The organism is Streptomyces sp. NPDC055287, from assembly GCF_053646035.1.
The window spans coordinates 91,571-105,807 of sequence record NZ_JBSHNE010000017.1; the positions used below are offsets into that span (position 1 = coordinate 91,571).

The 14,237-nt window shown below is 72.3% G+C and carries 12 protein-coding genes and 1 pseudogene; 6 read left to right on the top strand and 7 right to left on the bottom strand.

Features of this window, described 5'->3' with window-relative positions:
* Positions 1-35 precede the first annotated feature (35 nt).
* Positions 36-731, bottom strand: coding sequence for an alpha/beta fold hydrolase (locus tag ACWIHY_RS25010; protein WP_454377905.1), 696 nt, complete (start codon positions 729-731; stop codon positions 36-38).
* A gap of 38 nt (positions 732-769) precedes the next feature.
* A complete protein-coding gene (locus ACWIHY_RS25015) occupies positions 770-2,035 on the bottom strand; it encodes an MFS transporter (RefSeq protein WP_454377906.1) in 1,266 nt (421 codons plus the stop codon).
* A gap of 133 nt (positions 2,036-2,168) precedes the next feature.
* Between ACWIHY_RS25015 and ACWIHY_RS25020 the strand changes: the two genes are divergently transcribed.
* A complete protein-coding gene (locus tag ACWIHY_RS25020; protein WP_454377907.1) occupies positions 2,169-3,203 on the top strand; it encodes a LacI family DNA-binding transcriptional regulator in 1,035 nt (344 codons plus the stop codon).
* A gap of 82 nt (positions 3,204-3,285) precedes the next feature.
* Here the strand turns inward: ACWIHY_RS25020 and ACWIHY_RS25025 are convergent, their stop codons facing one another.
* Positions 3,286-4,956 carry an IclR family transcriptional regulator domain-containing protein gene (locus tag ACWIHY_RS25025; protein ID WP_454377908.1) on the bottom strand — a complete coding sequence of 557 codons (1,671 nt, stop codon included), beginning with the start codon at positions 4,954-4,956 and terminating at the stop codon, positions 3,286-3,288.
* A 160-nt stretch (positions 4,957-5,116) separates the two neighbouring features.
* Between ACWIHY_RS25025 and ACWIHY_RS25030 the strand changes: the two genes are divergently transcribed.
* The 3 genes from ACWIHY_RS25030 to ACWIHY_RS25040 are packed head-to-tail and all read left to right on the top strand — an operon-like array spanning position 5,117 to position 8,945.
* The gene (locus ACWIHY_RS25030; protein ID WP_454377909.1) at positions 5,117-6,301 is read left to right on the top strand and encodes a thiolase family protein; all 1,185 of its coding nucleotides are present in this window, start codon (positions 5,117-5,119) and stop codon (positions 6,299-6,301) included.
* 4 nt (positions 6,302-6,305) lie between these two features.
* A complete protein-coding gene (locus tag ACWIHY_RS25035) occupies positions 6,306-7,496 on the top strand; it encodes a 4-hydroxybenzoate 3-monooxygenase (protein WP_454377910.1) in 1,191 nt (396 codons plus the stop codon).
* Positions 7,497-7,508: 12 nt separating this feature from the next.
* Positions 7,509-8,945: a benzaldehyde dehydrogenase gene (locus ACWIHY_RS25040; protein ID WP_454377911.1), complete on the top strand. Its 1,437-nt coding sequence runs from the start codon at positions 7,509-7,511 to the stop codon at positions 8,943-8,945.
* A gap of 73 nt (positions 8,946-9,018) precedes the next feature.
* On the opposite strand, the gene trxA is transcribed toward ACWIHY_RS25040, so the two are convergent.
* Entirely contained in the window at positions 9,019-9,414 is a 396-nt protein-coding gene (trxA, locus tag ACWIHY_RS25045) for a thioredoxin (protein WP_454377912.1), read from the bottom strand.
* A 116-nt stretch (positions 9,415-9,530) separates the two neighbouring features.
* On the opposite strand from trxA, the gene ACWIHY_RS25050 reads away from it, so the two are divergent.
* Complete coding sequence (locus ACWIHY_RS25050) at positions 9,531-10,979, top strand: dihydrolipoyl dehydrogenase family protein (protein ID WP_454377913.1); 1,449 nt, start codon at positions 9,531-9,533, stop codon at positions 10,977-10,979.
* Here ACWIHY_RS25050 and ACWIHY_RS25055 read toward each other — a convergent pair.
* Positions 10,936-12,183, bottom strand: a complete 1,248-nt coding sequence (locus tag ACWIHY_RS25055) for an MFS transporter (protein WP_454377914.1) — start codon at positions 12,181-12,183, stop codon at positions 10,936-10,938. The two genes, ACWIHY_RS25050 and ACWIHY_RS25055, sit on opposite strands and share 44 nt — an antisense overlap.
* Before the next feature lie 199 nt (positions 12,184-12,382).
* Positions 12,383-12,797: pseudogene (locus tag ACWIHY_RS25060) on the bottom strand (arsenic resistance protein); the annotation flags it as partial.
* Between the two features lie 233 nt (positions 12,798-13,030).
* Here ACWIHY_RS25060 and ACWIHY_RS25065 point away from each other — a divergent pair.
* Positions 13,031-13,234 carry a cold-shock protein gene (locus ACWIHY_RS25065; protein ID WP_454377915.1) on the top strand — a complete coding sequence of 68 codons (204 nt, stop codon included), beginning with the start codon at positions 13,031-13,033 and terminating at the stop codon, positions 13,232-13,234.
* 134 nt (positions 13,235-13,368) lie between these two features.
* On the opposite strand, the gene ACWIHY_RS25070 is transcribed toward ACWIHY_RS25065, so the two are convergent.
* Entirely contained in the window at positions 13,369-14,151 is a 783-nt protein-coding gene (locus ACWIHY_RS25070) for a VOC family protein (RefSeq protein ID WP_454377916.1), read from the bottom strand.
* Between the last annotated feature and the right edge of the window lie 86 nt (positions 14,152-14,237).

The window sequence follows — 14,237 nt, forward strand, 5'->3', positions numbered from 1 at the left end:
CGGGTGTGCCGTCCGGCCCGTACACACACGAGAGATCAGATCCAGCCGTCCAGCGACGTCATGAACGCGTCGAAGTCGTCACGGTGGATGGTGTGCCCGGCGCCGCGCACCGTACGCACCTCGAACCCGCGCTCCGCCAGCACGGCCGCCTTCGCCGCGTCGATGAGGAAGCTCGGGTCGGCGAGCTGCACCAGGGAGGGGACGACGGGCTCGGCGGGCAGCAGATCGACGCCGGACAGCGCGGCGAGGCCGAGCGCCGACGCCTCGTCCCAGACGCGGAGGGTCTCCAGCTCGATGTCGATGTCCGCCGCGTCCCAGCGCGGATTCATCGCCGCTATCCGCTCCCGGGGAGCCGCCTTGAACTGGGCGAACATCTCCGGTCCGAAGCCCTCTTCCGCTGTGGCGAGGTGCCACGCCGGGTCGGAGAAGACCGCGCGCCGCGGCCGCAGCCGGTCCACGGCGAGCGACAGGGTGAGGCCGCCGAGAGAGTGGCCGATGGCGAGTTCGGCGCCCGCCGGGAGGGTCTCGACGACGTCGTCGGCGAAGATCTCCGGGGTGTACTCGCCCCGGCCGCTGACGCCGTGTCCGCGCAGGTCGACGGCGATGACCTGGTAGCCCTTCGCGGCCAGAGCGGGACCGACCCGGCGCCAGGTGCGGTGGTCGGCCATGATGCCGTGGATCAGGAGCGCGAGGCGGTCGCCCTCGCCCCAGGTGCGGGTGTGGAGCTGCACGGTGGTGCCTTTCTGACGGGATGGGGGTGGGTACGGGATCAGCGCACGGAGCGGATCGGGCGTACGGCGAGCGCGCCCAGCACGGCGAGCCCCGCCGCGACGAGGAAGAGGGCCGTGTAGCCGCCGACGCCCACAATGACGGAGGCGATGAACGGGGCGACGATCTGCGGTCCCGCGTTGGCGATGTTGAGTACGCCCATGTCGCGGGCGGCGTCCTCGGCCTTCGGCAGGACCATCGTCACGAGTGCGGTGTCCACGGCCATGTAGCAGCCGAACGCGATGCCGTTGACGGTGGCGAAGGCGGTCATCGCCGCCCAGCTCGTCGACACCGCCGGGATGACCAGGGCGACGGCCGACAGCGCGGCCGAAGCACCGACGAACAGTTTGCGCCGGTCGAAGCGGTCCGACAGGTATCCGCCGAGGACCGTCGAGACGATCATGGCCACGCTGGTGACCGGCATCAGGACCGCCACCGCGTCCTCGGGCTTCAGCCCGGCGGGCAGGACGGTGTGGTCCTTGATGATGTAGAGGAGGAAGCCGTTGACGGCGAAGTATCCGAGGATCAGCAGGGCGCGGCCGATGAAGGCCCAGCGGAAGTCGTGCGACTTCAAGGCCCCGGCGAACGCGGTCAGTTGTTCCCGTACGGGGAGTGACTGCCGGGCCGGCATGCGCTGTTCGCGGGCGCATGAGGTGAACAGTACGGCTGAGGCGGCCACCAGCGCGCCGAAGATGAGGTATCCGGTGCGGTAGTCGTCCGAGAACGCGGCGCCGGTCAGGGCGCCGAGCGTACTGCCGAAGGGCAGGCCGAGTCCCACGGCTGCGGAGGCCTTGCCGCGCGCGGTCATCGGGACGCGGTCGGGGACGACGGAGGTGAGGGCGGCCTGATAGACGTTCATGACGGCCTGGCCGAGGCACCAGGCGATGGTGATCGTCAGGACCGTGTGCACGCTGCCGAGCAGGAACATGGCGGGGACGGCGAACAGGCCGCCGCCGAGTATCCAGGGGTTCCGGCGGCCGGAGCGGTCGGAGAGGGCGCCGGCGACGGGATTGAAGACGGTCGCGAAGATCGCGGAGACCCCGGCGACGAGGCCGAGGTTGGCCACCTTGTCCGCCGGGTCGACGGCCTCGACCTGGAGGGCGAGGAGCACGCCGCCGACACCGATGTACAGCGCGTACATGGTGGTGTTGCCCATCAGGAGCAGGGGCAGCAGCCCGCGGCTCGGCCGGGACGAGGGGGTGCGGTCGGTTTCGGGCGTGCTGGGGGTGCCGGGTGTGCCGGGTGTGCCGGGCGGGGAAAGGGCCACGCTGCCCTCCATGAGGAGTGTCTGCGGAGACGAGCGAACGGGAGATGGTGACACGTGTCAGCATTGTGTAGCACCCCATTCCGGCCATCCGCCAGACCTTGCTTCGTACCGATCTGGAAAGATGCCGAACGCGATGAGCCAGACACCGAAGCAGTCCGCCGATCATCCCGTTCCGACCAGCACCGATGTCGCGCGCCTGGCCGGAGTCTCGCGCGCCACGGTCTCGTACGTACTGAACAACACCTCGGCGGTGCGCATCAGCGAGCCGACCCGACGCCGGGTGCGCGAGGCCGCCGAGCAGCTGGGGTACGTGCCGCACGCCGCCGCGCGAAGCCTGCGGGCGGGGCACAGCCGGATGGTGCTCCTGCCGACCGCGCACGTACCTGTCGGGCCCCTCTTCAGCCGGTTCCTGAACGAGGTCCAGTGGGCTCTTCGGGCACTGGACTACACCGTCGTGCAGTACGGCAGCCTGGGCCTGGGCGCCGACGAGGCGGCCCGCGCCTGGGCGGAGCTGCGTCCCGTGGCGGTGCTCTCCCTCGGCGAGATCGCGCTCAGCCCGCAGGGTGTGCAAGTGCTCAAGCGCTCCGGTGCGAAGGCCGTCATCACGCTCGGCCCGCAGCGGGTGGAGGGCGCGCACGCCCTGGTCATGGATCAGCGGGCGGTCGGCGGTGCGGCGGCGGCGCACCTGCTGGAGCGGGGCCGGCGCGCGATCGGCGTGGTCGTGCCCGCGGAGCCGGGGCTGGAGCTGTTCTCCAGGCCGCGCCTGGCGGGCATACGCAAGGCGGTGACGGACGCGGGTGCGGATTCCCGGGCCCGGGTGGAGCCGCTGACCATGGCGTACGACGAGGAATCCGCCGCCGCGCTCGCCGCACGCTGGCGTGATCTCGGCCTCGACGCGGTGTACGCCTACAACGACGAGTACGCACAACTGCTGATGCGGGCGCTCCAGGACGCGGGCATCGACGTACCGGGGGAGTGCGCGGTGGTCGGCGCCGACGACCTGCTGCTGGGCAAGCTGCTGCGACCCCGGCTGAGTACGGTGCACATCGAGCTGCCCACGGGGCGGGAGATAGCGGAGCTGGTCGACCGGGTGGTGCGCGACCCGGACGGCGCGGTCGAGCGGCACGATCTGATGGCGGCGCACACGGTCCCCAGAGAGTCCAGCTGACCACGGGCAACGGCGAAGCCTGGCGGCGGCCCGGATTCGGAAGGCGGCGGGCAGCGGGCCGTCGGCGACCGCCCTCCCCCCGTCAGAGCGAGACCGGTCGGCCCGTCGTGGCCAGGGCCCACAGGTCCGACTCGATCAGCGTCGCCGCCTCCCTCAGCGCGGGCAGCAGCGCCTCCCGCATCTCGCCCGGCGTACCGTCTCCCGCGTGCCGGGCCACATTGACGGAGGCCACGGTGCGGCCGCGCGCGTCCCGAACCGGTACCGCCAGCGAGCGCAGGCCCTCCTCCAACTCCTCGTCCACCAGGGCGTATCCGTCGGTCGCCGTCCGCTCGACGATCCGGTCCAGCTCGGCCGGCGAGGTCACCGTGCGCCGCGTCAGCGCCGGCAGTGCCTCCGGGAGCGGCGGCCGCTCGTCCGGTGCCAGGCCCGCCAGCAACACCCGGCCCATCGACGTCGCGTACGCCGGGAAGCGCGTACCCACCGTGATGTTGACGCTCATGATCCGTACTGTGGGGACGCGCGCCACGTACCGGATGTCGGCACCGTCCAGCACCGCCAGCGACGCCGACTCGCGCACGCGCGCCACCAGCGCCGCCAGATGAGGCCGCGCGATGTCCGCGAGCCCCAGCGCGGACAACCGCGCGCAGCCCAGGTCGAGCACGCGCGGCAGCAACCGCCACCGGCGTCCGTCCGGAGCGACGTACCCCAGCTGCTCCAGCGTCAGCAGCGCGCGCCGCGCGGTCGCCCTGGCCAGCCCGGTCGCCTCCGCGACCGCCGTCAGCGCCATCCCGTCGCCCCGGTCGGCGCCGAGCGAGCCGAGGACGGCGAGCCCGCGCGCCAGGGACTGCAGAAAGCCCGGCCCCAGCTCACGTTTCGCCTCCAGCGAGGTGTCCCGTGCGGGCGCCGCCTCCGCCGCCGGGCGCGACAACGCCAGTGCGGCCTCCAACTCGCCCCGCACCGCGCACAGTCGGGGCAGTACGGTCTCCCGCAGTGACTCCAGGGTGCGCCGGCTGGTGTGGCTGACCACGCTCACCGCGCACACGATCCGCCCCGCCCCGTCGCGTACGGGCACGGCGACCGCCACGAGCCCCGGCTCGATCAGCTGGTCGTCGCCCGCCCAGCCGTCCGCACCCGCCCGCGCCGCCCGCTGCTCGAAACCGTCGTGGCCCACCACGTCACCCGGCGGCGGCACCGCGGCGAACCCCGCGCCCAGCGGGTCCGTGTCCCGCCGCTCGCGCCACGCCCGCCACCGCCGCGCGTCCCACTCCGCCGCGAACAGGGCCCCGGGCGCGCACCGCTCGGCGGGCAGCACATCGCCGATCCGGAAGGCCGGCGACATCGTGCGCTGCCGCTTCGTCTGGAGTACGAACCGCGCCCCCGCGACCCCGTTGTCCGGCACGGCCACCGACACCGACTCGTCGAACTCGTCCGCGAGCCGCTCCGCCGCGGGCCCGAGCGCCGCCGGGATCCCGCACGCCGCGAGGTACGCGCCGGGCAGTTCCATCAGCAGCGGCGCGAGGGCGACCTCGCGCCCGTCGCTGCGCGCGAGGCCGAGCCGGTCGAGCGTCGAGACCACCCGGTCGACCGTGGAGCGGGCCAGGCCCGTCGTCCGTACGAGGTCACTGTGGCGCATCCGGTCGTCGGCGTCCGGCGCGGACAGGGCGCGCAGCACGTCGAGCCCGCGCTCCAGAGGGCCCACGGCCCCGACGGAGCCGACAGCGTCGGCAGGCCCGGCAGGTTCGGCGCTCGACATGGGATTCCTTCCAGGCAGGCCGTTGACACCGGACGGCGCTCGGCAGAGACTCGGATCGAGATCAAATATGAACGATAGTTCACTCCGCGAACAACATCCAGCGACAGCGACCCGCCGCCCAGCGGCCGGCGAGCACTCCACGATTTCCGGGAGAGACCCGATGAGCATCCGCGACGTCTACATCGTCGACGCCGTCCGCACCCCGATCGGCAAGTTCGGGGGTGCCCTCTCCTCCGTACGCCCCGACGACCTCGCCGCCCACGTCGTCAAGTCGCTCGTCACCCGTACGCCCGACCTCGACCCGGCCAGGATCGACGACGTCTACTTCGGTGACGCCAACGGCGCCGGCGAGGACAACAGGGACGTCGCCCGCATGGCCGTGCTGCTCGCCGGGCTCCCCGTCACCGTCCCCGGCGTCACCGTCAACCGCCTCTGCGGCTCGGGCCTGGAGGCGGTCATCCAGGCGACCCGCGCCGTGGCCCTGGGTGACGCCTCCGTCGCCGTAGCGGGCGGTGTGGAGTCCATGTCCCGCGCCCCCTGGGTGCTCCAGAAGCCCGAGCGCGCCTTCCCCGCCGGCCACCAGGAGCTGTACTCGACGACGCTCGGCTGGCGCATGACCAACCCGCGGATGCCCGACGAGTGGACCGTCCCGCTCGGCGAGGGCGCGGAGCTGATCGCCGACAAGCACGGCATCAGCCGCGACCAGCAGGACGCCTTCGCGCTGGCCAGCCACCAGAAGGCGGCGAAGGCATGGGCCGACGGTCTGTACGACGGCGAGGTCGTCCCGTACGACGGAGTGGACCTCGCCCGCGACGAGTGCATCCGCGAGGGCTCCACCATGGAGGCCCTGGCCAAGCTGAAGCCCGTCTTCCGCAAGACCGGCAGCGTCACGGCCGGCAACGCCTCGCCGCTCAACGACGGCGCCGCCGCGCTCCTGATCGTCGACGAGGAGGGTCTGCGCGCCACCGGCCGCGAGCCGCTCGCGCGCATCCGTACCTCCGCCGTCACCGGCATCGAGCCGCAGCTCTTCGGCCTCGGCCCGGTCGAGGCGGTCCGGCGCGCGCTCGCCAAGGCGGGCAGGTCGTTCGCCGACCTCACCGCCTTCGAGCTCAACGAGGCCTTCGCCGCCCAGTCGCTCGGCTGCCTCGCGGAATGGCCCGACCTGGACCCCGCCGTCGTCAACCCGCGCGGCGGCGCCATCGCCATCGGCCACCCGCTCGGGGCCTCCGGCGCCCGCCTCGCCGGGTCCGTCGCCCACCAGCTCGCCGCCGCCGGTTCGGGTACGGGACTCGCCGCGCTGTGCATCGGCGTCGGCCAGGGCCTCGCGCTCGTACTGGAGCGCTGACCGCATGCCGTCGACCCCGTCAGCCCGTACCACGGTGGGAATCATCGGAGCGGGCCCCGCCGGCCTGCTCCTCGCCCGGCTGCTGCACCACGTCGGCATCGACTGCGTCGTCCTGGAGAACAGGTCGCGCGAGTACATCGAACAGCGCCAGCGCGCCGGAATCCTCGAACAGGGCACCGTCGACGCGCTGCGCGCCTGCGGGGCGGGCGCCCGCATGGACGCCGAGGGCCTCGTGCACGACGGCATCGAACTGCGCTTCGGCCGGCAGAGCCACCGCATCGACCTCCCCGGACTGACCGGCGGCCGGTCGGTGATGGTGTACGCGCAGACCGAGGTCGTCAAGGACCTCGTCGCACTCCAACTGGCCGAAGGACCGACCCTGTTCTTCGGCGCCGAGGCGCTCGCCGTCGAGAAACCGGAGTCGGACCACCCCGTGGTCCGCTTCACCCACGAAGGCACGGAGCAGACCCTCGAGTGCGACTACGTGGTCGGCTGCGACGGTTTCCACGGCGTCGCGCGCACGGTGATCCCGGACGAGATCAGGCGTACGTACGAGCGCACCTACCCCTACTCCTGGCTGGGTATCCTGGCCGATGTCCCGCCGTCCTGCGACGAGTTGATCTACGCGCGCGGCGAGGACGGCTTCGCGCTGCACAGCATGCGCTCGCCCACCGTCTCGCGCCTCTACCTCCAGGTCCCGAACGGAACCGACCCCGCCGACTGGTCCGACGACCGGATCTGGGACGAGCTGGACCGGCGCTTCGCGGTGGACGGCGACTGGAGCCTGGCGCGCGGCCCGATCACCTCGAAGTCGGTTACGCCGATGCGCAGTCACGTCACCGAGCCGATGAGGTACGGACGCGTCTTCCTGGCCGGCGACGCGGCGCACATCGTGCCGCCCACCGGCGCCAAGGGGCTCAATCTGGCGGTGTCCGACGTACAGATACTGGCCCGTGCCTTCGAGCACCACCATCGCACCGGATCGGACGAACTACTGGACTCCTACTCGGACTTGTGTCTGCGACGCGTGTGGCAAGCCACCCGTTTCTCGTACGACATGACTACGATGTTGCACACTCAACCAAGCGAGAGCGTGTTCGACACCCGAGTGCGTCTCGCACGGCTGCACCGTCTCGCTGCCTCCCGGCCCGCGGCCGCGGAACTGGCCGCGAACTACACAGGACTTCCTCTCTGACTGGAGATCCGCATGCCCCTGCTCGACCCCAGCACCTGGCAGCCCTTCCGGCTCTCGGGCGGTGAGTCGGACGTCGTCGAACCGGCCACGGGTGAATCACTCGGCCGCGTCACCCTCGCCGGCGCGGACGACATCGGCACGGCCGCCCGGACCGCCGGGGTCGTCCAGATCGCATGGGCCCGTACGCCCCACTTCACGCGGGCCGCCGTGCTCCGCCGCGCCGGTGACCTCTTCGCCGCGCACGCCGACGAGCTGCGGGAATGGCTCGTACGGGAATCCGGCTCCATACCCGGCAAGGCCGACTTCGAGCTCCATGTCGCCGCCCAGGAGTGCTACGAGGCGGCCGCGCTCGCCTCCCGACCCGCCGGGCAGGTACTGCCGAGCGAGGCTCCCCGGCTGTCGTACACGCGACGGGTGCCGGCCGGAGTCGTCGGTGTCATCGCCCCGTTCAACGCTCCGCTCATCCTCTCCATCCGCTCGGTCGCCCCCGCACTCGCCCTCGGCAACGGCGTACTGCTGAAGCCCGATCCCCGTACCGCGGTCTGCGGCGGGTTGGCGCTGGCCGCCGTATTCGCCGAGGCGGGGCTGCCGGAAGGGCTGCTGCACGTCCTGCCGGGCGACGCCGAGGCCGGGCGGGCGCTCGTCGCCGACCCCGGCGTGCCGGTCGTCTCCTTCACCGGGTCCACGGCCGCGGGGCGCGCGGTGGGCGAGGCCGCGGGGCGCAGGCTCAAGCGCACGCACCTCGAACTGGGCGGCAACTCGGCCCTCGTCGTCCTGGAGGACGCCGACCTCGAAGGCGCCGTCGCCCAGGCGTCCTGGGGGTCCTTCTTCCACCAGGGCCAGATCTGCATGACCACCGGCCGCCACCTCGTGCACGCCTCGCTCTACGAGGAGTACGTCGAACGGCTCGCCGCGAAGGCGGAGTCCCTGGCCGTCGGCGACCCGCACCGCGAGAAGGTGCACCTGGGTCCGATCATCGACCAGGGGCAACTGGACAAAATCCACGGCCTGGTGGAGGCCAGCACGGCGAGCGGCGCGAAGCTCGTGGCGGGCGGCACGCACAGCGGCCTCTTCTACCGGCCGACCGTGCTCGCGGGCGTCGACGACGACACACCGGCGTACGCCGAGGAGGTCTTCGGCCCCGTCGCGCCGGTCCGCTCCTTCTCCACCCTGGAGGAGGCCGCGACCCTGGCGTCGGCGAGCCCGTACGGACTCTCGCTGGGTATCGTCACCCGCGACACCGCGCTCGGGATACAGCTCGCGGACCGTATCCCCACCGGCATCGTCCACATCAACGACCAGACGGTGAACGACGAGGCGGTCGCGCCCTTCGGCGGAGTCGCCGCCTCCGGCACGGGTGCGCGCTTCGGCGGCGAGGCGAACCTGGAGGCGTTCACCGAGGTGCGCTGGACGACGGTACGCCGCGAACCGGCGGGCCACCCCTTCTAGAGGCGGGGTACGGGCGGAGGGAGGGCCCCGGTCGCGAACGCCCGGGGCCCTCCCTCCGCACACCGCTCCGGGCCTAGCCCGCTTCCTGAATGTCCTGCGTACCCTGCGCCGCCTTCGCGTCCTCGACGGACTTGCGGACCTCGTCCATGTCCAGCTTGCGGGCCTGCCCGATGACGTCCTCGAGCGCCGCCTCGGGCAGCGCGCCGGGCTGGGCGAACACCGCGACGTTCTCGCGCACGATCATCAGCGTCGGGATCGAGCGGATCTCGAAGGCCGCGGCCAGCTCCTGCTGCGCCTCGGTGTCGACCTTGGCGAACACGAGGTCGTCGTGGCGCTCGGACGCGCTCTCGAAGACCGGGGCGAACTGCCGGCAAGGACCGCACCAGGAAGCCCAAAAATCAATCAGGATGAAGTCGTTGTCCGACACGACCTGATCGAAGTTTTCCTTGGTGAGCTCGACGGTGGCCATGGTGTGCTCCTCTTTCTGGCATAACGGGCGAAGCCGTCCCGCACAACGGCATGCGGGCTCGCGATATTCCGCCTGCCCGGCTGGCCACGGCGCACACCCCCGACCAGACTGCCCGTATGACGAATCCAGTGCATGCGGCGGATGCGGCGGAGTACGACGTCGTAGTGGTCGGAGCCGGACCTGTCGGTGAGAACGTGGCGGACCGCGCACGCGCGGCCGGGCTGACGACGGCGGTGGTGGAGAACGAGCTGATCGGCGGCGAGTGTTCCTACTGGGCGTGCATGCCCAGCAAGGCGCTGCTGCGCCCGGTGACCGCGCGCGCCGACGCGCGCCGCGTGCCCGGACTGTGCGGGTCGGTGCAGGGCCCGCTGGACGCCGCCGAGGTGTTCGCGCACCGCGACTACTACGTGTCGAACTGGAAGGACGACGGCCAGGTGAGCTGGCTCGAGTCGATCGGAGTCGACATCCACCGGGGCAGGGGCCGCCTCGCGGGCCCCCGGCAGGTCACTGTCGAGCCCCCTTCCGGCGAGCGGTACACCATCACGGCGCGGCACGCGGTGGCCGTGTGCACCGGTAGCCGCGCCGTTGTGCCCGACCTGCCCGGAGTGGCCGGGGCGAACCCCTGGACCAGCCGTGACGCGACCAGCGCCGGCACGGTGCCCGGCCGGCTCGTGGTCGTCGGCGGGGGAGTGGTCGCCGTGGAGATGGCCACGGCCTGGCAGGCGCTCGGCTCCCGGGTCACCGTGCTCGTACGCGGAAAGGGCCTGCTGGGGAGGATGGAGCCGTTCGCTGGCGAGCTGATCGCCGAGGCCCTCACGGAAGCCGGCGCCACGGTACGCACCGGAACGTCCGTTGCCGCGGTGGAACGGAGCGAGGGCGGCGGCGGCCCGGTCACCGTCGTCCTCGACGGCGGCGAGCGGATCGAGGCCGACGAGATCCTCTTCGCCACCGGCCGCGCCCCGCGCACCGACGACGTCGGCCTCGAAACGGTCGGCCTGAAGCCGGGCACGTGGCTGGAGGTCGACGAGACCTGCCGGGTCGAGGGCAGCGACTGGCTCTACGGCGTGGGTGACGTCAACCACCGGGCGCTGATGACGCACGAGGGCAAGTACCAGGCACGTGTCGCGGGCGCCGCCATCGCCGCCAGGGCCCACGGGGAAACCCTGGACACCGCCCGCTGGGGCACCCACTCCGCCACCGCCGACCATGCCGCCGTACCTCAGGTGGTCTTCACCGACCCCGAGGCGGCGGCGGTCGGCCTCACCCTCGCGGAGGCCGAGGCGGCGGGCCACCGGGTGCGGGCGGTCGACTACGACATGGCGTCGGTCTCGGGCTCCGGCCTGTACGCCGACGGCTACCGGGGCCGCGCCCGCATGGTCGTGGACCTGGACCGCGAGACCGTACTCGGCGCCACCTTCGTGGGCCCGGGCGTCGCCGAACTCCTGCACTCGGCCACGGTGGCGGTGGCGGGCGAGGTCCCGATCCCGCGCCTGTGGCACGCGGTCCCGGCGTACCCGACGATCAGCGAGGTATGGCTGCGCCTGCTGGAGACCTACCGGGGCTGAGGCGCGCGGAGGCGGCCGCCAGTGCCGCTGCCAGGAAGGAAGTCCCGGCCAGTACGGCGAAGAGGGCGGGGTAGCCGCCGAGGGCCGGTGCGAGGGCCGCGCCGGCCCAGGGGGACAGGGCTCCGGCCACGGTGGCGGGGGCGGCCAGGAGTGCGGACAGGCGGGCGTAGTCGGCGGTGCCCCAGCGCTCGGCCACGGCGGTGGCGTGGAGGAGCGTGATGTTGCCGCGTACGACTCCGGCGAGCACGGCCAGCAGGACGAGCACGGGCACCGGCCCCGGTACGAACGCGAGCGCGGCCGTGGTGGCCCCGCCCGCGGCGATCAGCGAGGCGGTGCGCGCGGTGACGCCGGTTCTGCGGGCGAGCGTGGCGTAGAGGGTACGCCCCAGGGTCTGGCCCGCGCCGCCAAGTCCAAGGGCCCAGGCCGCAGTTGTCGCGGTGGCTCCGCGTTCGGCCAGGAGCGGGACGAGGCCGATGACGACCGCGTGCATCGCGAAGCCGGACAGGGCGAATGCCAGGGTGAGGAGGAGGAAGGGGCGGCTGCGGGTGACCGGCGTGCGGCCGGCGGCCGGGGCGGCGGCCGGGGCGGCGGGCCAGGGGGCGCGCAGGGCGAAGGCGTGGGCCGGGATGGTGACGGCGGCGAGCACCGCGGCCAGTACGGCATAGGTGGTGCGCCAGCTCAAGTGGTCCGCCAGGACGGCCGTCAGCGGTGCGAACACCGTGCTGGCGAGCCCGCCGGCGAGGGTGACGATCGTCAGGGCGCGCACGCGGTCCCCGCCCCACCACCGGGTCACGGCGGCGAAGGCCGGCTGGTAGAAGGTCGCGGCCATGCCGACGCCGGCCACCAGCCATGCGGCCGTGAAGACATGGAGGTTCGGGGCTGCCGCGATCATCAGGACGGACGCCACGGCGATCAGCGAGCCGGTGGTCATCACGGCGCGGGGTCCCCGGCGGTCGAGGACGCGGCCGACGGGGATCCCGGCGGCGGCCGACACCAGCAGGGCGGCGGAGAACGCGGCGGTGGTGGCACTCGTCGACCAGCCCGTGTCCGCCGTCAGGCGGGGGAGGAGGACGGGGAAGGCGTAATAGACGACGCCCCATCCGGTGATCTGGGTGGCGCACAGGGCTGGCAGTGCGCCTCGGGGCGGAACCGGGGACGGCTCGGCGGCCTCGGTCGCGGCCCCACCGTGGTGAAGACCTGTCATCGTCGATCGCCGACCCCTCTTGGTTCGACATCCGTCGATGGTCCGTGGGGTCAGCCTCGCATCTGCTTCGACGAACGTCAACATAGACGCTCTTCAAAATGAGCTCGGCTCCAGCGATCGTCCAGGCCGGGGCGGCGCGGGTGGTGCCCGGCGGCGGGCCCGGCCTGCCCGCCGCCGATGACCACCGCATCGGCGTACGTCAGCCGTTGCGGCCGGGGGCGGCGACGGCGGCCGGTGCGAACTTCCTCCGCCAGGCCAGGGACACGTACACGAGCGCGATGAGCACCGGGACTTCGATGAGCGGGCCGACGACGCCGGACAATGCCTGACCCGATGTCACGCCGAAGGTCCCGATGGCGACGGCGATGGCCAGCTCGAAGCGAAGTACACCAGCAGTGGCAGCGCGATGCGCACGACGTCCAGCGGCTGTGAGGTGATCGTCTTTCCCTGGAGGGCGAAGAGGACGACGATCGTGAAGAGCAGGCCGTACAGCGCCCAGGGGCCGATCTTCGGCAGGAACTGCGACTCGTACCGCTCGCGGGTCATCCTCCGCTCGCGACGAGGCGGGTCAGGAAGCCGGCCAGCAGCGGGACCCCGAGGAAGACGACGACGTGGCGCTCATCGAGAAGATCGCCCCGGAGATCTCCGGGTAAGTGTCGCCGACGGAGCCGCGGACGTCCGATTTCCGGCGCTGTTCCCGGCGAGTCGGGCGGAGTTCCACCGACACGGAAAACAGGACGATTGGGAAGCCGGGTCGGGATGGCAAGGTGCAGGAGCCGCAGTTGCGACATGACTGCGGCCGGCGCGGCGATGGTCGGGCCGTGGCACGGAACAAAGGAACGAACTGATGGCAACAGGCACTGTGAAGTGGTTCAACGCGGACAAGGGCTTCGGGTTCATCGAGCAGGACGGGGGCGGCCCTGACGTGTTCGTCCACTTCTCCGCCATTCAGACCCAGGGCTTCAAGGAGCTCCACGAGGGCGACAAGGTCGCATTCGACGTCACTCAGGGCCCCAAGGGACCGCAGGCGGAGAACGTCACCGTCGGGTAGCGCCCCTGGGGGTGCCCGGTCCCGGCGGACTGGCCGCCGGGACGGGGCACCCGTTCGTCGTGCGTCACGCCGCTGAGCACGCGCCGCCCGTACGAGACCGGGCCTGTGGGCGTCGGCTTCGCGGCCGCGTTCGGTCAGGGCTGGGGCGGCGCGGGCTTGAGGACGGCGTAGGTCGCGCCGAAGGGGTCGGCGAGCCAGGCGATTCTGCCGACGTCCGTGATGTCCGCTGCGGGCATCACGACCGATCCGCCGTTCCCCTGCGTCCTGGCGACGACCTGGTCCGGGTCCTCCACCGCGAAGTACGGAATCCAGCGCGACTCCTCGGACGTGTCCCGCAGTGGCGTGACACCGCCGAACGATGCGTCCTCCTGGTCGCCTTCGGCGGTGGAGAGCACCGTGTACGTCATGCCCGGCGCGTTCATCTCCTGCGCACGCCAGCCGAACAGCGAACCGTAGAAGCGCAGCGCACCCGCCGGATCGCCGATGTGCAGTTCGGCCCAGCACAGGGTGTTGTTTTCCGAGGTCTTCTCCAGTCCCTTGACGGCGGTCGGCTGCCATACGGCGAACTCCGCGCCGCCCGGGTCGGTGAGGCAGGCCATCCGCCCGGCGTTCATGACGTCGAACGCCTCGACGCGCACGCTCCCGCCGCTCTGCTCGGCCGCCTTGCCCGTGGCGTCCGCGTCGGGCGTCTGGAAGTACACCGTCCAGGCGGAACTCGCCCCCTCCTCCGTCAGCGGGCCGAGCGCGGCGACCGTCTTGCCGTCCCGCTGGAAGAAGCCGTACCCGCCCGCCTCCGGGCCCGCCGACAGGAAGTCCCAGCCGAAGACGCTTCCGTAGAACGCGGCGGCGGCCGAGGTGTCGGGGCTGCCGAGGTCGAGCCAGTTGGGGGACCCGGTGACGAAGTCGGTGCTGAGCATGCTGGTACGCCCTGCCTCTCTGGAGGTTTCCCGCGGGGGTGCCGACGGAGCACCTGCCAGCCTTGCCGATCGCTTCCGTGCGGGTG